This is a genomic window from Candidatus Nitrosacidococcus tergens (assembly GCF_902810445.1).
GTDB lineage: Bacteria > Pseudomonadota > Gammaproteobacteria > Nitrosococcales > Nitrosococcaceae > Nitrosacidococcus > Nitrosacidococcus tergens.
The window spans coordinates 1,243,289-1,263,418 of record NZ_LR778175.1 but is presented as its reverse complement, the minus strand read 5'-3'; the positions used below and the strand labels follow the sequence as shown (position 1 = coordinate 1,263,418).

Here is a 20,130-nt window from a genome sequence, read left to right as displayed (position 1 = left end):
TTTATATTTAGAAGGCTCCGAAGGGCAGTTGCATGGTAATACAGTGCAAACTGCCATATTGCTGAACGAGAGGAAGACAATTTACTCCAATAATTTCCTGATCTGGAAAACACATTTGTAGTGTTTTTAATGCTTTTTCATCTGCGTTATCCTCATAAGTAGGTACAAGCACAGCTTGATTAATAATTAAAAAGTTTGCATAACTTACCGGTAATCTTTGTCTATCTTTGCTTATTTTAGGGCTAGGCCAAGGCAAGGGGACAAGCTGATAAGGCTTTCCTTGAAAGGTACGTAAGGTTTTTAATTCTTTTTCCATAGCCTTTAAATCTTCAAAATGAGAATCTTGTGGATCATTACAAGCTACATAACAAATCGTTTCTGGATTACAAAATCGAGCTAGGGTATCAATATGTCCATCTGTATCATCTCCCATGAGTTGCCCATGGCATAGCCATAGAATTCTCTCTACTCCTAACCAAGCTTTTAATTTCTGAGTAATTTTTTCTTTACTTAAAGAATCATTACGAGCTTTAGATAATAAGCAATGTTCAGTAGTCAGTAAACTGCCTTGCCCATCGGTTTCAATACTTCCTCCTTCTAGAACAAAATCTAAAGATTGGTATGTAATGTCTTGATTAAAGGTATGTTGCTGGTATAAACATTGGGTAACTTGATTATCTAATTCAGACTTGTGTTTTTTCCCCCAACCATTAAACGTGAAATCTAAAAGTTTTATTTTTCCTTCTCGATTCACACAGCTAATCGGGCCATAATCCCGAATCCAAGTATCATTAAAAGGAGTAACATGAAGAAAGCAATTTTTTTGGTTAATTTTTTCTTGTACTAGTAGGCAAGTAATTTCTGCTCTCTGCGCTGTGCTATTGCATATAATGAGCAATTTTTCTCTACAGGCAATTTCGCGAGCGATATTAATATATACGGTTTGTACCGAATCAAAGTAGGGCTGCCAAGGACTTTGAGGATAAGGCCAAGCAAGCATGACTCCAGCTTGGAAAGCCCATTCTGGGAGGAGAGAATACTTAGCGCTACCCATGGATAGAGATAAATAAAATTATTTAAAGTATTGAGGATAAGTATCGTAAATATATAATGATCTGGATTAAGAGACAATCAAAAAGTGAAAATAAAGAAAAGGAGTAAATAAAAAATTAGAGGTAACTACTAGTTAAAGCTATGGCTATTTTCGCAGAAAAATACTTTATACTAAAATATGAAAAAAATTATAAACTGGGTATACGTTAATCTAAGAAAATATACTGGTCTTTGTATGCTTAGGTCTCTATCAAGCTATTTATCCATCAAAAAGAAAATGTCTCAAATAAGCCTCAATGTTGGAGAGAATTGTAAAGAATTACCCCAATAGTAATTATAGCTAATAAGCTACTGCATTAATGTCGAGAGTAATTAAGAGCTAAGTAATTTTCTTTATAAGCTAGGATCAAAATAGCTTTTCAAGATTAAGTAATTGTACAAAAAATAGCACATATCAGCTGAATCATTTAATCTAGCGTTTAGAAACTAAAATTAGTTGCTATGGCAAAAATAGCTCTAGTAGCTCATTGAGCAAAGCAGATCCCCTTTGGGTAGGTTGGATATAGTTTGGTTCCCAGATAATCCATCCTAACTCTTTAGCTTGTCGTAGTGGCATTTCTATAGCAGATAAGGGCAGTCCTGTATGTGCTTCAAATAGAGTACTTGAGAATCCGTTAGTAAGCCGTAGAGTATTTAGCATAAATTCGAAAATAGTATCTTGTGGCGTAAGTGTAGTCTCTCCCCCAACATGCTTTTGAGTGCCTATTTGAGTGAGATAAGCAGTAGGATGTTTTACTTTCCATAGGCGTGTAATATTATTTTCTGCACCATTTGTTATTTTGCTATGGGCTCCGGCACCAATCCCTAGATAATCTCCAAACTGCCAGTAGTTTACGTTATGCAGACATTGATAGTCTCTTTTGGCAAAGGCAGATACCTCATAATGTTCATAGCCAGCATTTTCTAAAGAGGACTGGCATAACTCTTGCCAATGATAAATGGATTCATCTACTGGTAAGGAAGGCGGGTAACGGTGAAAATAAGTATTTGGCTCGATAGTGAGTTGATAATGAGAAATATGAGTGGGATTAAAATCAATCGCTGTTTTTATATCATAAAGTGCTTGCACTTGAGTTTGATCAGGTAATCCAAATATTAAATCTAAATTAATATTGTCAAATCCAGCCCGATAAGCTGCTTCAATAGTTTGACAAGCTTGCTTGGCATTGTGAATTCTTCCTAATACTTTTAAAGAATGATCACTAAAACTTTGAATACCTAAAGACAAGCGATTTATGCCTGCTGATCGAAGTTCAGCTAATTTTCTCTGATCGATTGCACCTGGGTTTACCTCTAGTGTAATTTCAATAGGCAATGACCAAGGTAAGTAACTGTAGACAGATGAGAGTAGCCTATGAATAAACTCAGGTGAAAAAAGACTAGGGGTACCTCCCCCCATAAAAATACTAATAATTTTTCGTCCCCTAATACGGGGTAAATCTTGTTCTAAATCTTGAATAAGTGCATCAATATAAGCCTGTTCCGGTAAATTTTGAAATAACTGATGGGAGTTAAAATCACAGTAAGGGCATTTACGAACGCACCAAGGAAAGTGAATATATAAAGAAAGGGGAGGTAAGGTTTGAAATTGAAACACTTTATTATTAAAGCGATCCTAATTAGTTTTGCTTAAACGCTGCAATTAAAGCTCTTAATGCTTTTCCTCGATGGCTTTGGTAATTTTTTTCTTGTTCTGAGAGTTCAGCGGCGCTACATTGATCCTTTAGTAGATAAAAAATAGAATCATAGCCAAATCCGCCTGTACCCTGTGGAGCATCAAGAATATAGCCCTCCCATGTACCTTGGCAGACGAGTGGAGTAGGATCTTGCCAGTGCTTCATATACACAATGACACACTGATAACGAGCACTACGTTGTGATTCAGGCGTTCCTTTTAACTCAGAGAGTAGCTTTGCTATATTTTTTTCTTTGTTACTATCTGCCCCTCCATAGCGAGCAGAGTAAATACCTGGTTGACCTTTGAGGGCATCAACTTCTAATCCAGAATCGTCAGCAATTGCAGGCATATTTCCATGATAAGCAGCATGGCGAGCTTTAATAATAGCATTTTCTACAAATGTAAGACCTGTTTCTTCCGGTTCAGTAATATTTAATTCAGCTTGAGAAATAAGTGTAATTTCTAGCGAATCTAAAATTTTACTCATTTCTTGGATTTTACCAGAGTTATGACTGGCTAAAATCACGGTATTAGGTAATAACATCATAGAGTATATTTACCTTAATAAGGCTTGGCTTTGTTTAGTAATGAGGGTTTCAATACCATTTTTAGCTAAATCTAACATGGTATATAATTCATTCATTCTAAAAGCATGGCCTTCAGCAGTCCCTTGAATTTCAATGAATGCACCAGATTCATTCATCACTACATTCATATCTGTCTCTGCTGATGAATCTTCTCGGTAATCTAAATCTAAGATAGGAATACCTTTATAAATCCCCACTGAGACTGAAGCGAGCTGCCCATGAATAGGATTATGGATGAGTATGCTTTTTTTCATTAAGTTATTTACAGCATCAATAAGCGCTACATAACATCCAGTAATTGCAGCAGTACGGGTTCCTCCATCTGCCTGGATTACATCGCAATCAACGGTAAGTGTAAGCTCGCCTAAAGCGGATAAATCCACAATAGCTCGTAGAGATCGACCAATAAGTCGCTGAATCTCCATGGTTCTACCTCCTTGGCGACCCTGTGCAGCTTCCCGATTAGATCGAGTGCCTGTTGCCCTTGGTAACATACCATACTCAGCAGTAATCCATCCTTGTCCAGTACCTTTTAAAAAACGAGGGACTCGCTCCTCAGCAGAAACATTACAGAGTACTTTAGTATCTCCAAACTCAGTTAATACAGATCCTTCTGCATATTTAGTATAGTGACGAGTAAAACGAACAGGGCGTAATTCATTTGGGGCACGATTGCTTGGTCTCATTTTTAATATTAATCTTTGTTGTATTTTTAGGGATAGATATTCATTTCAATATTATTCTAACTTTAAATGCGCAATATTTTAGCTAAAATATAGAAAAATAGGGCTAAGTCGCTTGACCCACTTTGAATCCCCTGATATAAAGGCTGTTATGTTACAAAAAATAAAAGCGGCCTGCTTAAATTATATATAAAAAGGAAAGAGGGATATTATGAATAAAACAGAACTCATTGATGCAGTTGCAAAAAAAGGTGATTTAAAAAAAACAGAAGCTGCTCGTGTCGTTGATTCTATTGTAGAGGCAATTACAGATACCCTTAGCCGAGGAGAACAAGTGGTTCTGATTGGGTTTGGTACTTTCTCAGTTAGAGATAGAGCAGCCCGCACAGGACGTAATCCGCAAACGGGAGAAGAGATAAAAATTAAAGCATCAAAAAATCCCGTATTTAAAGCTGGAAAAACTCTTAAAGATGCCGTAAACTAAGCGATAGATTATTGGGCGCTTAGCTCAGCTGGGAGAGCGTCGCCCTTACAAGGCGAAAGTCGGGGGTTCGATCCCCTCAGCGCCCACCATGGGTTTTCTTGCGGAGCGGTAGTTCAGCTGGTTAGAATGCTGGCCTGTCACGCCGGAGGTCGCGGGTTCGAGTCCCGTCCGCTCCGCCACTTAATATTCCACTTTCTCTAGGTGTCCCCCACTAACATTATTGATTTTATCAATGATGTGTCTGGTTTATATACACCCATTTAAAATGGGGCATAAGAAATGCAACATTAACTCGGATGGGTGTGACGATCCCAGTTACTATCATGGATAAAATAAAAATAGTAGTGAAGCATATCAAAAAAATATTTATATTATTCATTTACGTATCCTATGTAATTTTAGCTTAAATACTTAAGAAGTTTTGCTATGCTTTATTTACTTTAAGCTCGAATCTTCTAATCGATTTTAGCTCTTCCACATTATGAAGTAATAGTTTTTCCTTATCTTAATATAATTCATACTGTATTTTAGCAGCTGTACTAATTCAATAATATTTGTCACATAACCTAACCTAAGATATTAAACTTATCTTAAAACTCCTAAGAACTTCAATTCAGCTCACTACTAATATAAGGTAAAATAAGTTTTTTATTTTTAAACCGATTTTATCTGTTATAGAGGTTGTTAATTTATGCTGGGAGCTATTAGGGATCGAGCGAAAGGGATTTTATCTTGGGTTATTGTTGGCTTAATCGCCATTCCATTTACCCTATGGGGAATTAATAATTATTTCCAAGATAAAGGAGAGACAATTGCGGCTTCCGTAAATGATAAAGAAATTACACTTGTAGAGTTTCGCACTGCATTTCAACGCTACACTCAGCAAATGCGTATGCTTATGGGTGACTCTTTTTCAGAAACTATGCTAGATGATCCTAAGGTAAGAAAAAAAGTTCTAGATGAACTCATTGAACAACGCTTACTTATAGAGGAGATAGGGCGGCTGAAGTTAGCTATGAACGATTCTGACTTGATCCAAGTAATTGGCAATAATCAAGCATTTCATGACGAAAATGGAGTTTTTGATAATCGACTATACCAAAGCGTACTCAGTACCCAAGGACTAACACCTGCACTATATGAATCCAAATTACGCACTTCCATACTAAGTGATCAACTTATTTCTGCATTGGTTCTTTCTGCATTTGTCACCCAAGAAGAGCTTAAAGATATTGCCCGAATTCGTTTTCAAAAACGAGAGATTGGCTATGGCATTATTCCAGTAGCTCAATTTAATGATGCTGTTGAAATTAATCAAGATAAACTTCATCAGTTCTATGAAAAGCACAAAGAAGATTTTAGAGTACCTAATCAAGTAGTGATTAATTATCTTCACTTAAAAGGAGAAACTCTAGCTAAAGAAGTACCTATTAGTGAAGAAGAGTTACAAGCCTTTTATGAAGAAACAAAGGCTCAATATACCAAATCTGAGCAACGGCGAGTGAGTCATATTTTAATTTCTCTTGCTTCAGATGCCAGTGAAAAAGATAAGCAAGCTGCACAAGAGAGAATCAATGCAATTTTAGCAAAACTAAAAGATAATCCTTTTGAGGAAGTTGCTAAGGAGGATTCTCAGGATTCCGGATCTGCTCGAAGTGGAGGAGATTTAGGTTTTTTTGGTAAAGGAACAATGGATCCAGCCTTTGAAGAAGCTGCATTTTCATTAAAAAGTGTGGGAGATATAAGCGATCCGGTTTTAAGTAAGTTTGGGTACCATATTATTAAACTAACAGATATCCATACAGGTGAGATTAAAACTTTTGATCAAATAAAAGAAGAGCTTGTCAAAAAATATCGCCAAAGGAAAGCTGAAGATGAGTTTTATGAAAAAGCAGATATTTTGGATAATCTAGCTTATGAAAATCCTTCTTCTCTTGAAATTGCTGCTAATGCGTTAGGATTACCAATTGAGATGAGTAGCCCTTTTTCTAAAGATGGAACGGGCACAAATGGTATCATCGCTAATCCAAAAATTATTGAAGCTGCATTTAGTGAAGAAGTGTTAGATGAAGGGGTAAATAGCCAAACTATTGAGCTTGGAGAACATAATTTAGTGGTATTACGAATTAATAAGAGTATTCCTACTCATGTTCCAGAATTTAGTGATATTCACAAAGAAGTACAAACTGAGATGATATTAGCCGAATCCAAAATAAAAGCAGAAATACTTGGTCAGCAACTTATTAAACAGCTTGAACAAGGAGAGTGGCCGCAAGCAATTTTTGGCGTAAAAAATATAGATTGGCATGAAAAAACATTTTACACCCACAATTTTTTTGATACCCAGATTAACCCAGAAATATTAAGGGTAGCTTATGATTCAAATCGCCCTAAATCTGGAGCTCCTGTTTTTACAGGAGATTTCTTAAGTAATGGAGATTATACAGTACTGGGAGTTTATACGGTAGAAGATGGAGTATTTGATAAATTAGATGAAAATGTACGCAAGAGACTAACTCAAGAGATTGAACGTAATAGGGGTGAAATTGCTTATCGTAGCTTTATAGAGGGATTAAAAGAAAAAGCAAAAATCAAAATATATACAGATAGCTTTTAGTAAAAATTACTATATCTAACTATAGCTGGAGCGTTTTTATAATTATAAAAACGCTCTAGAGATTTTTTAAACTTAGATCACCAAAATATAGGGGCTAAAAATCATTAGCCATACCTACAATATGATAACCTCCATCTACATAAACCACTTCTCCAGTGATCCCAGAGGCTAAATCAGAACAAAGAAAAGCAGTAGTGTTTCCTACCTCTTCAATCGTTACGTTACGTTTAAGGGGTGTATTTTTTTCAGAGTAGGATAGGAATCGATTAAAATCATCTATTCCTGAAGCTGCCAGGGTTTTAATTGGTCCTGCTGAAACAGCATTCACTCGAATTCCTTCTGATCCTAGGGAAGCCGCCATATAGCGTACATTTGCTTCAAGACTAGCTTTAGCAACCCCCATTACATTGTAGTTGGGAATAGTGCGTTCGGCTCCTAAATAACTTAAGGTAAGTAACGCTCCGTTTTGCCCTCTCATCATTTCTCTTCCAGCTTTTGCAAGGGCACAAAAGCTATAAGAGCTAATATCATGTGCGATGCGAAAACCCTCTCGAGTTATGCTATCTACATAATCTCCTTGCAAATGATCTCGTGGAGCAAAAGCAACAGAATGAATAATTATATCTATATGAGACCAATGATGCTTTAGTCGAGCAAAAACCTCATTAATTTGCTCATCATTACTTACATCGCAAGGTAGAGTAATTTTAGCATTACATTCTGAGGCAAGTTTTTCTACCCGACTTTGAAGTTTTTCATTTTGATAGGTTAGCGCTAGCTCTGCCCCCTCTCGGTGCATTGCTTGAGCAACACCCCAAGCAATTGATCTAGCGCTTGCAATTCCGATAATCAGAGCTTTCTTATTAGCTAGAAACCCCATCTTCTTCTCCTTAATTTTAGTAGTTTATATGATATGAATACTGTTTATGCACTATGCATGATGACATCGTGCTCTTAGTCTAAAAAAATGAAAAACGGCTCCTTTTATATCTTATATGAGTATTCTGCTATAATCCGTTATTTATGCTGTCCTATCTTCCAGAACTTTAAAAAAAGTTAATAAAAATAAATAGTATGCAAGCCAGAACAGATAATTTTTTACTAATTATTATTATAAGTCTTAGCTTAGGTTGCTTTCACTCAACAGCTATTGGAAAAAGGCATCACTATTCTAATCAAGACACTACAGAAGAATCTGATCAAGTTTCTCAAAACTTGAAAGCCCTTATAATAGAGGGACAGGAAAAAATTGGGCAGCTAACTCAATCTATACAAGAAACGATCAAGAGAGATTATCCAGATTTTTTTGAAAATATAAAAGAAAAGAGTGAGAATTTAACTCAAGTAGTACAAAACATAACGGGGCAAAATAATCAAAAACTTAACCATAATTTACAATATCAAGAAATAACACAACTCACTCAACCAGCTGCAGTAGTTGCTTATTTGAAAGAATATAGAAGATTACCCGATTATTACCTTACAAAAAACCAAGCAAGGCATTTGGGTTGGATCCCAAGCAAAGGAAATCTCTGTGATATTCTTCCTAATCATGCCATTGGAGGAGATCGTTTTGGAAATAGGGAAAAGCGACTTCCTATGAGTAGGGGGAGAGCTTACTTTGAAGCCGATTTAAACTATCAATGTGGTCGCAGAGGAGCAGATCGTCTTATTTATAGTTCTGATGGTCTAATTTTTATTACCCAAGATCATTATGAAACGTTTCAGCCTCAGTAATTAATCACAAATTAATGAATAATATCTCCATAGATTTTTCAGAAATAAAAACCTTTAATGATTTTTATACTCAATTAAAAATAAAAATAGCAATACCTAACTACTTTGGTAATAATTTAGATGCACTCTATGATTTTTTTAGTGGGGAGGCATCATTACCATTAGATATTAAATTTAACAATATGAGCACAGAGCAGATCGATACTTTTCAATCGCTTATTGAAACCATGAAAGCACTTTCTACTGAAGTACCTGAAATTTCTTTTCATTATTATTAAAAAGATTTATTTTTAGGGTAAAATTACTCCCTTCAATTATTTTTAACCCAATCCAATTTTTATTAATCTAGTATTGCTTATAAAAAAATTTATACTAAAAATGGAGAGGGGATTATACTAATGAGCTTCTCTGCTCATCAATTTCCTGCCAGAAACCAAAAACCATCTCTTTGGGCACGGTTTATGTGGACAATGACTGATTTAATTGTTTGCCGATTATATCCTTGTTTTATCACCGGTCTTGAACACTATAGCCAAACTTCTGGTACCCTTGCAGTCAGTAATCATCGTAGGGATAATGATGGTCCTCTTGTAGCTTCAAAATTATTACTCCGTAAAAACGGAGGAATTGTTGCTCCCTTACCTTCTTTTGCAGCACGGGAAGATCTTTTTGAAAAACGATTTTTAGCTAACTATTTGCATTGCTGGCCTGGATTTGTACGATATTTCTTAGGTTTTATTTATTTACGCCCTTTTCTTGTAGGGACTTACCCATTACAACGTACCCATGGACGTGGATTAGCAAGTGTATTACATGAGGTTATTGATTATCTAGGCGATATGCCTATCGTTGAAGTATTGCGCCCAAAATCTCTAACCTATTATGCAGCTAAACTAGGGTTTAATCCAAATACAACTACAGTAAAAGAATTATTAAAAAAACATGAATATATCTTGTGGCAAGATCGTTATGGGTATCGGCATTTCCAAATAAAAGTATTTACTCGCCTTAAACCTTTTCTTAATAGTTTAATTGATCAGCAAATAGATTTTTTTGTACAGATGCTAAATCATGATCAGGTCATTTTATTAGAACCAGAAGGACAGCTTTCTTTAGACGGCTCCTTGCAACGACCTAGATCAGCTCTATACGACCTCATTACCCGTTCTAGTAATCCTGTTCATGTGCTTCCTATCTCAATTACATACGATAGTCTTACTATCCAAAAACAAAGAATATTTATTGATATTCAGCCTGAGCTCTCAGAGCTAGAAAAGCTACCTAAACATATTATCGATGATCAAGTAACACGATCTGTATGGGCTGGTTGCCGGGTAACTGGCAGTCAATTAGCTTTCGGCTTTCTGCATCTTAACTACTTTAATTCAAAAAATTATTGGTCTGAAGTAGAGATGTTTGAGCATGTATATGCTGCTGCCCAACGCTGCCAACAAGCGAAAATTCCTATTGATCCCTGTTTGGAAAATAAAGAAAGCTGTAAATTACGCATTCTGGATATTTTAACTTGGGGTAAGCAGCAAAAATTTTTTGCTATGGAAGGAGATTTATTACATATCATTGATCCAGATATGCCCCCACCATGGCTTCCTAATGGAGCATCAACGCTACTTGAATATCTACGTACTGAATTACTAGAGACGGTGGGAATACCTCGCGCTTATGATCTTGGGTTATTACCTGCTCTCCATAAAGCCGTATTACCTTCCTAGGATAACCCAGTAGTGAAATATAAATACTTATTGTTAAGCTGGTCAAAGGCTTTAATGGTGCCTCGACGTATTTTATTAGTGCTTATTTCTTTAGCTCTGCTTATCACTGTATTTGGACTATCTGATATATTTAGAGTGCTTGAGCGTTGGCAATTATTGCAGATTAGCACAATATTTATAGTATTTTTATGTGCATTACTTTATTTAATATTGAAAGGCTGGCAGTTTGGTCATTTAATAGCTATTTCTGGACTGAAAGTATGTTGGCGACCTTGTGGGTTTGCTTTTGCTATTGGTGAAATTTCCCTTACGCTACCCCTAGGTGTTTACTCGGAGAATTATATTCTGCAAAAAACTCAGGGGATTAGCTTTTCTGATTCAGCGGCAAGTACTACAGTAATGCTTGCTTTGGAAATTGTCATGCTTATTTTACTTTTAGGTATTATTCCAATTCCAAATTGGCCACAGGTACAAATCGCTTCCTTAGGAGGAATTCTCCTCTGTAGCATTGTACTATTTTTAACTAAGGACACTAATTTTTTAGTCAATATAGTTAAAAAATATATTACTAGAGACGGTTGGATCGGTACAATTGCTTTAGAAATTTATTATTTTTTATCTCGTTTGCGTTTAATTAGCCAACCTTCAGTACTTTTAAGTAATCTATTTATAACAATAGTTTATATGCTGGTACTTATGTTTGCATTTTACCAAATAGGGGTAGACATGAATGCTACCTCTTTTTGTTTTAATCAAGCGATTATCATTTATTCTTTTGGGCTATTAATAGCGATGTCATTTGGTAGCTTACTTAGCCAGTTTGGTATTTTGGAACTCTCTGGTGCAACTGCTGCTCAAGCCTGGGGGATAGATCTGCAGGATGGGCTTGCCATATTGCTTTGGTTTCGGCTACTTTGGACTATAAGTGTTTGGACTGTTTGTTTTTCAGTGATTTTCTACCTATGGGGAGAACTGGGTAGAAAAATCATGAAAGATAATTAACCCACCACAATAGATAGTAATCGTTGTACTGAATCTCTAGTTGCAGACATCTTAGGTAGTCCTGGTAATGACTCTGTAATGGCAATATCTTGCAATAGGTTTACTTGATGTTGTAGTACGCTATGTACATAACCTCTTTGTCGATGATAGTCAGCTAAATATTCTTGCTCACTTTGACCTACAGTAGGAATGAGTAATGCTTTACAGCCAATTTGAGAAAGTTCCATCAAAGTTGTGTAACCAGATCGGGTCACAACAGTATTAGCTCGATTTATCATTTCAATTTGTTGTTGTCGATCTAAAAAGCCATAAATAGTAATTCGACCATTGTCAAACACAATATCTGGGTTTTCAGGACGACCTAGTGCAACAATAATTCTACCTTCCAAATCTTTTACCTGTTTCAGAATAATTTCTTCCAAAATAGTGCGTTGAGGTTCAGCCCCAGAAACACTAATGAAACAGCGAATATCTTTCTCTACATTAAATGCTTCCATATCTGCAAGAGGACCAATAAATTTCACTTGATCCCCCCAGTTACACGACATATTATGGCATAGATCTCCAGCAAGTCCCCCATCTTGTTCTTCATCGGGTATCAAAACCCCCTGGGCTCGGCGTAACAAGTGCTGTTGATTTCGTTCAACAAAATACTCTAACCAATGGGGACGACCTGGAATAATTTGGCGTAAAGAGTGAAACAAATAATAACTAGGCACTTCAGTAAGTGCCATACCAAACCGACTATCAGAAATAATTCGATCGTAGCCTTGTGTTTTACATAAGTGTTGGGCAAACAACCGCTCTTTTCGATATATCCAAAATACTTCAGGCATAGCCAAGCTCATCCTAATATAGAATGTAGCTGCGTATCGACCTAGAGGTTTAGGAATATCTTTAAGCTCATAGAATGTACAGCGGTTAGCTAGCATAGATCGTAAAAGCATCATAGCACGTCCATAAGATACGATACCTACCTCATGACCTGCGTCTAAAAGAGCACGAATTACGACTAAATCACGGGTGGCATGCCCAAGCCCCCAATCATGAACAGCAAATAATACTTTGTGGCTCATATATTATGAATTCAGGTTATATTAATAAGTATATTTATATTTTTTTAGTAAAACTAATCAAACATACTATACTTTTGATAAAGATCACTAAAAAATACAGTTATAATGTGTTATTTTTGATAATTTTACTAGGTTAATTCCACTCTAAAGATGAATATTTTGCGTACTAGGTTACAGTTCATTCTGTGTATTTTTTTTATTCTTAGCCTTTTTACAATAAAAGTAGTATGGGCAACTCAGCATGAAAAATGCTGTGACGCTTCTAAAGCGAATACACCTGAGCTATCACAGCTAAAAGAAGGTGAAGGTGCAACATTTGAAATAAAAATTAATAGAATTGATCCAAAAACTGGGCATATTCGGATAGCTATTTATAATGATCCAGAAAATTGGCTTAAAAAACCTGTTTATGCCGCTATTCTTAGCGCTGAAGACACAGATGAAGTAGAGTGGACCATTCATAATATACCCCCGGGTTCCTACGCTTTAGCCTGTTTTCATGATCGGGACATGAGTGGCGATTTTTATATGGGAATTTTGGGGATTAATAGAGAAAGATACTGCTTTTCCCATAATGTACAAGCATTTTTTGGTCCACCCCATTGGGATCAAACTAAATTTGATGTAGAAGATCATATGATCAAAGAATTTAATATACGGCTACGCTAAGTTGTGTAATTTACTTTAAATACATTTAATTTATGGATTGGGAAGGAAGAAGACAAAGCGATAATGTAGAGGATCAAAGGGTAAATCCGACCGGTGGGTTAGTCACTGGAGGTGGTATTGTTGGGTTGGTTATCTATTTATTAGTTACTTTCCTTGGGGGTAGTCCTCAAACTGCTAATCTAGCTTCCCAAGTTGGAGGTAAACTAGCAAACGAGTTTATTACGACCCACGCTAATCGTCAGCTTACTCCTGATGAAAAGAAAATAGGGAAGCTTGTAGCTACTGTTTTTGCCGATACAGAAGATGTGTGGACTGAACTACTAAAAAACACTAAAACTCCTTATAGGTATCCTAAATTAGTATTATTTACTGGACAGGTATCTACAGGTTGTGGGGGGGCTAGTTCAGCAGTAGGTCCTTTTTATTGCCCAGTAGATGAAAAAGTATATTTAGATTTAGATTTTTATAATGAGCTAAAACATCGATTTGGTGCCATAGGTGGGGATTTTTCCATTGCCTATATTATTGCTCATGAGGTAGGTCATCACGTGCAAAATATTTTAGGCACTAGTAGCCAAGTCAGAAAAGCACAGCAAGGAACCTCCCAAATAGGTAAAAATAAACTCTCGGTAGCTTTAGAATTACAAGCTGATTTTTACGCAGGCATATTTGCCCATTATGAGCAAAAATACCTTGATGCAGGAGATATTGATGAAGCTTTAAGTGCTGCCCAAGCGGTAGGTGATGATGCGATTCAAAGAAGAGTACGAGGGCAAGTAAATCCTGATTCATTTACCCATGGCACCTCAGAGCAAAGGAAATATTGGTTTACTAAAGGGTACCAAACGGGAGATATTAATCAAGGCAATACATTTGCACAACTTAAATGACTGCTTTCCTGTTCTAGTTATTGATTATAATAATTTTCTGTCCTTGGAGAAGTATGTCTAGAAATAACCAACATTGGGACCCTCAAAGCTATAAAGAACACGCCTGCTTCGTGCCTACCTTTGGTGCCTCTCTTATAGAATGGTTAAATCCAAAACCAAAAGAACATATTCTTGATTTAGGTTGTGGCGATGGTATCTTAACAGAAAAAATAATCTCTTTGGACTGTACTGCTGTTGGAATAGATAATAGCCTAGAATTTGTCCGTGCAGCTTGCTCTCGAGGTATTAATGCAAGACTAATGAATGGAGCGGATTTACAATTTAATGAGGAATTTGATGCTGTCTTTAGTAATGCAGCATTACATTGGATGAGGGAGAGTGATTCCGTAGCAAAAGGGGTGTGGAATGCACTTGTTCCTAATGGGAGGTTTGTTGGGGAGTTTGGTGGAAAAGGAAATATTCAAACCATAGTTATGGCACTATACGAAGTGCTAGAGGAGTATAGCGTTAACGCTCACTCTCTTAACCCTTGGTATTTTCCTAGTGTAGAGGAATATCAAAATGTACTCGAATCGGTCGGATTTGAAATAACAAGAATCATCCAATTTGAACGCCCTACGGTGCTCACAACAGGTATCCAACAGTGGATTAAAGTCTTTGCTCAATGTTTTATTTCTGCTCTTCCAAAATCTGATCAAATAGCTTGTATTAATACAATACAAAGTAGACTCTATCCTTTATTGTATAAAAATAATCAATGGGTAGCTGATTATGTGCGTCTACGATTTGAAGCTAGAAAAATTTAGATGTAAATGTCACTAACACCACTGATTAGCACTTACTCTATAAGCAAATCTTATGGATCCCGTGCTTTATTTTCTAATATTTCCCTAAATTTTTTCCCTAATGAGCGTTTAGGATTAATAGGGCCCAATGGTGCTGGCAAATCCACTTTATTAAAAATTCTTGCAGGGGTAGATAGCTCAGATTCTGGGAAGATTATTCAAAAAAATAGCCTCTTTACTACCTATCTTCCTCAAACCGATCAGCTCGATTCTAACCAAACTATTGAAGAAGTTTTGCTTACCTCTCTACCTAAAGAGGCAGAAAAGAGTGATTATACTCAGCGTATTATCCATATTACCCAACAAGCTGGATTTATTTATTTAAATCAAAGAGTAGCAGAATTATCGGGTGGTTGGCGTAAAAAATTAGCAATTAGCAGAGGATTACTGCAAAAACCGGATTTATTACTCATGGATGAACCCACTAACCATCTAGACTTAGAAGGTGTATTATGGTTAGAGCAAGTGCTACAAACAGCATCTTTTGCCTTTATTTTGATTAGTCATGATCGCTATTTTTTAGAAAATGTAACCAATAGAATTATTGATTTGAATCAGCAATACCCTGAAGGATATTTAAAAGCAGAGGGTAGCTACAGTACTTTTCTTGAACAAAGAGAGGCAATTATTCATCAGCAGCTACAAAAAGAGGAGATACTGTCCAATAAGGTACAAAGAGAACTAGCTTGGTTACAAAGAGGAGCAAAAGCCAGAACTTCAAAAGCTAAATTTCGCCTTGATGGTGCAGAGCAACTTAAAAATGAATTAAAAGATGTTCAAACCCAAAATCGACAGAGTAAAACTGCTGCCATTGATTTCAGTACTACTGAGAGAAAAACTAAAAAATTATTAGAAGCACAGAGTGTTAGTGTAAGCCGAGGAGAAAAAGTTCTTTTTAAAAATATAAGCCTACAACTCTCTCCAGGGCAATGTTTAGGCATCCTAGGGCGTAATGGCAGTGGAAAAACAACGCTGATTCAAATTTTAAGGGGAGAACTTAGTCCTGAATCTGGTCAAGTAATTCACGCTGAGGGGTTAAAAATAGTTACTTTCGATCAGCGAAGAGAACAACTAAACCCTACCGATACATTAAAACAAGCTTTATGCCCCTTAGGGGATAATGTCTTATTTCAAGGTAATTCAATCCATGTCACAGCTTGGGCAAAACGCTTTTTATTTTCCGAAGAAAAGTTAAACCTTCCCATTTCTCAGCTATCTGGTGGGGAACAGGCACGAATTTTAATTGCAAACTTAATGTTAAAGCCTGCGGATATTTTACTACTTGATGAACCTACTAATGATCTAGATATTCCCACTCTTGAAGTATTAGAAGAAAGTTTAAAAGAATTTTCAGGAGCTATCGTTTTAATTACCCATGATCGTTATTTCTTAGATCAACTCAGCAATCAAATACTTTATTTAGATGGCAATGGAAAAGCAGAGTTTTTTGCAGACTATCATCAATGGTTCACACTAAATAATAATCAACTTGTTAAGAAGAATAATCTAATTAGTAAATCATCCAAATCTCAAGAAAAAAAGATAGCACAAGGCCTAAGCTATGAAGAGAGAAAGGAGTTGAACCGGATAGAGCAAAAAATCACTAAAGCAGAGCAAATAATTACTGATCTACAGCAACAGCTCTACGGATCAGAAATTAACAATGACTCAGAGTATTTAGCAGGCTTGCACGCACAGATCCAACAAGCACAAGCTCAAACAGATCAACTTTATCAAAGATGGGAAACTCTAGAAGCATGTAATAAAGATAGTTAAATACTAGGTAGCATAACGTACTACTCTAAGCTAAGTTATAATAATAAGTTCAATGATAATGAGAATAGATGTAGATTGATATAACAACTGCTTTTTTAGGAGGAAAATGAATGAAAAAACGGGTACTTTACCTAGCACTTGCTATGAGTGCTGTTTATAGTAGTACTTCTTTTGCTGAAGATACATTAATGGAACAAGCTCAGTCCCAATTTAAACCAATTCCTAATAGTCCTCCAGCATTACGTAATGGAAAAACGATTACTCCAGAGAAAATTGAGCTAGGGAAATGGTTATATTTTGACCCAAGGCTTTCTAAGAGTTGGCTTATTAGCTGTAATACTTGCCATAGTATAGGCCTTGGTGGCGTAGATTTAGAACAAACCTCTATTGGTCATGGATGGGCAAAAGGACCTCGTAATGCACCAACAGTGCTTAACTCAGTATTAAATGCTACTCAGTTTTGGGATGGGCGAGCAAAAGATTTAGCTGCCCAAGCACAAGGACCTGTACAAGCAGGGGTAGAAATGAATAATACACCAGCACGAGTAGAGCGTACCCTAAGAAGCATGCCAGCCTATGTAGAGAGCTTTAAAATAGCTTTCCCTGGAGAAAATAACCCTGTCAATTTTGATAATATGGCAAAAGCGATAGAAGCATTTGAAGCAACTTTATTAACTCCAAATGCTCCTTTTGATCAATATCTTAAAGGAGATAATAGTGCTTTAACCGATAATGAGAAATCAGGCTTAAAACTTTTTATGGATAAAGGTTGCTCAAGTTGCCATAACGGAGCAAATTTAGGTGGAGATAGCTATCGTATTTTTGGAGTGGCAGAAAAACCAAGTAATAAAATTCTTCCTGAAAAAGACAAAGGGCGCTTTAATGTGACTAAAAAATCAGAAGATGAGTATGCTTTTAGAGTATCTCCTTTAAGAAATATTGCCCTTACTCCTCCTTACTTTCATTCAGGACAAGTATGGGATTTAAAAGAGGCAGTTGATATTATGGCAACTACTCAACTTGGGATTCATCTAACTGATAAAGAAAACACATCTATTGTTGCCTTCTTAAAAACGCTCACCGGAGATCAGCCAAAAGTAGAATACCCAACTCTACCTCCTCAAACTAAGGGAACACCTCTACCTATTACTAACTAATAAAGTATGTAGAAGGCTAGGTGGCAATGGATTGCCACCTTTAACCAAAGGTGGTTATGTCCCTATTTTTTTATAAAAACTCTAAGCGAAACCAAAAAAATTCGCTAGACTTTCCAGATTATGATGCAGATCTCTGTGTTATGTGTGGATTATGCTTGCCCCATTGCCCTACCTACCAATTAACTGGTGATGAAAATGAATCTCCTCGAGGGAGAATTGCTTTAATGCGGGCAGTTACTCAAGGGAAAATATCTCCTACCCCAAAATTGCTAGGACACTTAGATCGTTGTTTAACATGTAGAGCTTGTGAATCTGTATGTCCTTCTCTTGTACCTTATGGGAAGCTTATTGATTCAGTGCGTAGTAAGCTTTATACGTATCAATCAGTAAAGAAGAAAATAAGTAAATATTTTATTCATAAATGGGTTATTTCCTACCCAATAGTGTTACGTAGTCTTGGGAGATTAGCAAGAATTTCCCAAATTATAAAAGCAGATAAATTACTGCAGTTTTCAGGGCTAAAACCGTTGATAACACTTATGCCTAAACTCTCTGCCTTGCATCCTTGGCAAGAATTTTACCCAACCCGAGAGGTAGAACAAGGAAAAGTTGCTTTATTTAAAGGCTGTATCGCAGACATTATAGAGCAATCTTTACTATTAGATAGTGTGCAGCTTTTGAATCAATTAGGATATAGTGTTTATGTGCCCAAAAAACAGGTATGCTGTGGTGCTTTAGCAAAACATGATGGAAACACAGAACAAGCCTTATCTTTAGCACTACAAAATACAGAGGCTTTTAAAGATTTTGCTACTGAGAAGATTATCTGTACTGCAAGTGGTTGTACTACAAGTCTGATAGAATATCCTCAATGGGCTGGAAAAGCACAAAAAGGGACTCAAACTAATATTCATAAATTCTCTACTAATATCCAAGATATTAACCAGTTTTTATCTGAAATACATTGGGCTACTAGAGTAAAAATTAAACCACTTGCAAAACGTATTGCAATTCATGAGCCTTGTAGTTTACGCAATACTCTTAACCAACAAGGGGTAATCCATAATTTATTAAAACATATTCCTAGTGCTGAAATTTTTTCATTGCCCAATAATCACCGATGCTGTGGTGCTGCGGGAAGCTATATGATTACTCAGCCTAAAATTGCCCACACTCTTCGTCAAGATAAAATCGATTCATTAAAAAAAATGAGTCCTGATATATTAGTAACAGCAAATATAGGCTGCTCTTTATACTTATCTGCAGGCATAAAGGCTGCTAATCTACCTATAGAAATTATTCATCCTGCACAATTATTAGCTCGCCAAATTAGTTTGCAGTAGAATCTATATCTTATACAAACAAATAATTCCCTCGAGTTTTTATATATCAAATACAGACCATCTTCAACAAGGCAAATTTATAAGGTAATTCAATGGAAGAGATAAAGTTCTCACAAATTGACCAATTTATTATTAGTTTTGATAATGCACTGAAAACAATTTTTGGTCCACTTAAACCTACAGATCGCCCTAGTCCAGCTATGAATATAGAGGAGGGAGTATTAAGTGAAGCAGAAAAAAATATCTCTGGGAAATTAATGAGAGTAAATCATGCAGGAGAAATTGCGGCACAAGCTCTATATCGGGGACAAGCACTCACTGCTTATCTTGAAGAAGTAAAAGAGGTCATGGATCATTCTGCTCAAGAGGAAAATGATCACTTGGTGTGGTGTAGATATCGGGTACAGGAGCTGGGTACCCATACTAGCTATTTAGATATTTTTTGGTATAGCGGATCATTTATGATCGGTGCACTAGCAGGGATTGCTGGAGATAAATGGAGCTTAGGTTTTGTTACTGAGACAGAATATCAAGTAGTAAAGCACCTAGAGGAGCATTTAAAAAAACTTCCTGTCCACGATATGCGTACCCGAGCAATTGTAGAGCAAATGAAAGAGGATGAGTTTGAGCATGCTATTACAGCAATAGAATCAGGTGGTGTAGAACTTCCTGCTTTTATAAAAAAAATAATGCAAATCACCTCAAAAATCATGACGCAAACCGCTTATTGGGTATAGTATTTT

General features: G+C 36.2%; 19 protein-coding genes and 2 tRNA genes. 15 read left to right on the top strand and 6 right to left on the bottom strand.

Annotation, left to right across the window (positions count from 1 at the left end; translation table 11 throughout):
• Positions 1-7: 7 nt before the first annotated feature.
• The 4 genes from NSCAC_RS06085 to rph all read right to left on the bottom strand — a co-directional run bounded on the left by NSCAC_RS06085 (position 8) and on the right by rph (position 4,064).
• Positions 8-1,054, bottom strand: coding sequence for an agmatine deiminase family protein (locus NSCAC_RS06085; protein WP_197743944.1), 1,047 nt, complete (start codon positions 1,052-1,054; stop codon positions 8-10).
• Positions 1,055-1,552: 498 nt separating this feature from the next.
• On the bottom strand, positions 1,553-2,710 hold the full coding sequence (hemW, locus tag NSCAC_RS06080; protein ID WP_197743943.1) for a radical SAM family heme chaperone HemW: 1,158 nt from the start codon (positions 2,708-2,710) through the stop codon (positions 1,553-1,555).
• Positions 2,711-2,732: 22 nt separating this feature from the next.
• On the bottom strand, positions 2,733-3,338 hold the full coding sequence (gene rdgB / locus NSCAC_RS06075; RefSeq protein WP_197743942.1) for an RdgB/HAM1 family non-canonical purine NTP pyrophosphatase: 606 nt from the start codon (positions 3,336-3,338) through the stop codon (positions 2,733-2,735).
• Positions 3,339-3,347: 9 nt separating this feature from the next.
• Entirely contained in the window at positions 3,348-4,064 is a 717-nt protein-coding gene (rph, locus tag NSCAC_RS06070) for a ribonuclease PH (RefSeq protein ID WP_197743941.1), read from the bottom strand.
• A 208-nt stretch (positions 4,065-4,272) separates the two neighbouring features.
• Between rph and NSCAC_RS06065 the strand changes: the two genes are divergently transcribed.
• From NSCAC_RS06065 to NSCAC_RS06050, 4 genes are all read left to right on the top strand, one after another.
• Positions 4,273-4,545, top strand: coding sequence for an HU family DNA-binding protein (locus NSCAC_RS06065; protein ID WP_197743940.1), 273 nt, complete (start codon positions 4,273-4,275; stop codon positions 4,543-4,545).
• Between the two features lie 13 nt (positions 4,546-4,558).
• Positions 4,559-4,634, top strand: a tRNA-Val gene (locus tag NSCAC_RS06060).
• Between the two features lie 13 nt (positions 4,635-4,647).
• A tRNA-Asp gene (locus tag NSCAC_RS06055) sits at positions 4,648-4,724 on the top strand.
• Between the two features lie 512 nt (positions 4,725-5,236).
• Positions 5,237-7,162 carry a SurA N-terminal domain-containing protein gene (locus tag NSCAC_RS06050; RefSeq protein WP_197743939.1) on the top strand — a complete coding sequence of 642 codons (1,926 nt, stop codon included), beginning with the start codon at positions 5,237-5,239 and terminating at the stop codon, positions 7,160-7,162.
• Between the two features lie 94 nt (positions 7,163-7,256).
• Here the strand turns inward: NSCAC_RS06050 and NSCAC_RS06045 are convergent, their stop codons facing one another.
• Positions 7,257-8,042 carry an enoyl-ACP reductase FabI gene (locus NSCAC_RS06045; RefSeq protein ID WP_197743938.1) on the bottom strand — a complete coding sequence of 262 codons (786 nt, stop codon included), beginning with the start codon at positions 8,040-8,042 and terminating at the stop codon, positions 7,257-7,259.
• Between the two features lie 194 nt (positions 8,043-8,236).
• Between NSCAC_RS06045 and NSCAC_RS06040 the strand changes: the two genes are divergently transcribed.
• From NSCAC_RS06040 to NSCAC_RS06025, 4 genes are all read left to right on the top strand, one after another.
• Positions 8,237-8,899, top strand: coding sequence for a ribonuclease domain-containing protein (locus NSCAC_RS06040; protein ID WP_197743937.1), 663 nt, complete (start codon positions 8,237-8,239; stop codon positions 8,897-8,899).
• A 14-nt stretch (positions 8,900-8,913) separates the two neighbouring features.
• The gene (locus tag NSCAC_RS06035; protein WP_197743936.1) at positions 8,914-9,177 is read left to right on the top strand and encodes a barstar family protein; all 264 of its coding nucleotides are present in this window, start codon (positions 8,914-8,916) and stop codon (positions 9,175-9,177) included.
• Between the two features lie 120 nt (positions 9,178-9,297).
• On the top strand, positions 9,298-10,629 hold the full coding sequence (locus tag NSCAC_RS06030; protein WP_197743935.1) for a lysophospholipid acyltransferase family protein: 1,332 nt from the start codon (positions 9,298-9,300) through the stop codon (positions 10,627-10,629).
• 12 nt (positions 10,630-10,641) lie between these two features.
• Positions 10,642-11,631, top strand: a complete 990-nt coding sequence (locus NSCAC_RS06025; protein ID WP_197743934.1) for a lysylphosphatidylglycerol synthase domain-containing protein — start codon at positions 10,642-10,644, stop codon at positions 11,629-11,631.
• Here the strand turns inward: NSCAC_RS06025 and NSCAC_RS06020 are convergent.
• Entirely contained in the window at positions 11,628-12,707 is a 1,080-nt protein-coding gene (locus NSCAC_RS06020; protein WP_197743933.1) for a glycosyltransferase family protein, read from the bottom strand. The two genes, NSCAC_RS06025 and NSCAC_RS06020, sit on opposite strands and share 4 nt — an antisense overlap.
• A 150-nt stretch (positions 12,708-12,857) precedes the next feature.
• Here NSCAC_RS06020 and NSCAC_RS06015 point away from each other — a divergent pair, with 150 nt between their 5' ends.
• From NSCAC_RS06015 to coq7, 7 genes are all read left to right on the top strand, one after another.
• Entirely contained in the window at positions 12,858-13,376 is a 519-nt protein-coding gene (locus NSCAC_RS06015) for a DUF2141 domain-containing protein (protein ID WP_197743932.1), read from the top strand.
• A 32-nt stretch (positions 13,377-13,408) separates the two neighbouring features.
• On the top strand, positions 13,409-14,266 hold the full coding sequence (gene ypfJ / locus NSCAC_RS06010; RefSeq protein ID WP_197743931.1) for a KPN_02809 family neutral zinc metallopeptidase: 858 nt from the start codon (positions 13,409-13,411) through the stop codon (positions 14,264-14,266).
• Positions 14,267-14,319: 53 nt separating this feature from the next.
• The gene (locus NSCAC_RS06005; protein ID WP_197743930.1) at positions 14,320-15,072 is read left to right on the top strand and encodes a class I SAM-dependent methyltransferase; all 753 of its coding nucleotides are present in this window, start codon (positions 14,320-14,322) and stop codon (positions 15,070-15,072) included.
• A gap of 6 nt (positions 15,073-15,078) precedes the next feature.
• Positions 15,079-16,887: a ribosomal protection-like ABC-F family protein gene (abc-f, locus tag NSCAC_RS06000; RefSeq protein WP_197743929.1), complete on the top strand. Its 1,809-nt coding sequence runs from the start codon at positions 15,079-15,081 to the stop codon at positions 16,885-16,887.
• A gap of 110 nt (positions 16,888-16,997) precedes the next feature.
• Complete coding sequence (locus NSCAC_RS05995) at positions 16,998-18,044, top strand: cytochrome-c peroxidase (protein WP_197743928.1); 1,047 nt, start codon at positions 16,998-17,000, stop codon at positions 18,042-18,044.
• A gap of 56 nt (positions 18,045-18,100) precedes the next feature.
• Positions 18,101-19,387, top strand: coding sequence for a (Fe-S)-binding protein (locus tag NSCAC_RS05990; protein ID WP_197743927.1), 1,287 nt, complete (start codon positions 18,101-18,103; stop codon positions 19,385-19,387).
• Between the two features lie 92 nt (positions 19,388-19,479).
• A complete protein-coding gene (coq7, locus tag NSCAC_RS05985) occupies positions 19,480-20,124 on the top strand; it encodes a 2-polyprenyl-3-methyl-6-methoxy-1,4-benzoquinone monooxygenase (protein WP_197743926.1) in 645 nt (214 codons plus the stop codon).
• Positions 20,125-20,130: the final 6 nt, after the last annotated feature.

Bases quoted from the DNA above. Each gene is read 5' to 3' on its own strand.
- NSCAC_RS06020 (WP_197743933.1), bottom strand. From the start codon at position 12,707: ATGAGCCACAAAGTATTATTTGCTGTTCATGATTGGGGGCTTGGGCAT.
- rdgB (WP_197743942.1), bottom strand. From the start codon at position 3,338: ATGATGTTATTACCTAATACCGTGATTTTAGCCAGTCATAACTCTGGT.
- NSCAC_RS06035 (WP_197743936.1), top strand. From the start codon at position 8,914: ATGAATAATATCTCCATAGATTTTTCAGAAATAAAAACCTTTAATGAT.
- NSCAC_RS06030 (WP_197743935.1), top strand. From the start codon at position 9,298: ATGAGCTTCTCTGCTCATCAATTTCCTGCCAGAAACCAAAAACCATCT.
- NSCAC_RS06065 (WP_197743940.1), top strand. From the start codon at position 4,273: ATGAATAAAACAGAACTCATTGATGCAGTTGCAAAAAAAGGTGATTTA.
- NSCAC_RS05990 (WP_197743927.1), top strand. From the start codon at position 18,101: ATGTCCCTATTTTTTTATAAAAACTCTAAGCGAAACCAAAAAAATTCG.
- NSCAC_RS06085 (WP_197743944.1), bottom strand. From the start codon at position 1,054: ATGGGTAGCGCTAAGTATTCTCTCCTCCCAGAATGGGCTTTCCAAGCT.
- NSCAC_RS05995 (WP_197743928.1), top strand. From the start codon at position 16,998: ATGAAAAAACGGGTACTTTACCTAGCACTTGCTATGAGTGCTGTTTAT.
- ypfJ (WP_197743931.1), top strand. From the start codon at position 13,409: ATGGATTGGGAAGGAAGAAGACAAAGCGATAATGTAGAGGATCAAAGG.
- NSCAC_RS06005 (WP_197743930.1), top strand. From the start codon at position 14,320: ATGTCTAGAAATAACCAACATTGGGACCCTCAAAGCTATAAAGAACAC.
- coq7 (WP_197743926.1), top strand. From the start codon at position 19,480: ATGGAAGAGATAAAGTTCTCACAAATTGACCAATTTATTATTAGTTTT.
- abc-f (WP_197743929.1), top strand. From the start codon at position 15,079: ATGTCACTAACACCACTGATTAGCACTTACTCTATAAGCAAATCTTAT.
- NSCAC_RS06050 (WP_197743939.1), top strand. From the start codon at position 5,237: ATGCTGGGAGCTATTAGGGATCGAGCGAAAGGGATTTTATCTTGGGTT.
- NSCAC_RS06040 (WP_197743937.1), top strand. From the start codon at position 8,237: ATGCAAGCCAGAACAGATAATTTTTTACTAATTATTATTATAAGTCTT.
- rph (WP_197743941.1), bottom strand. From the start codon at position 4,064: ATGAGACCAAGCAATCGTGCCCCAAATGAATTACGCCCTGTTCGTTTT.
- NSCAC_RS06045 (WP_197743938.1), bottom strand. From the start codon at position 8,042: ATGGGGTTTCTAGCTAATAAGAAAGCTCTGATTATCGGAATTGCAAGC.
- NSCAC_RS06015 (WP_197743932.1), top strand. From the start codon at position 12,858: ATGAATATTTTGCGTACTAGGTTACAGTTCATTCTGTGTATTTTTTTT.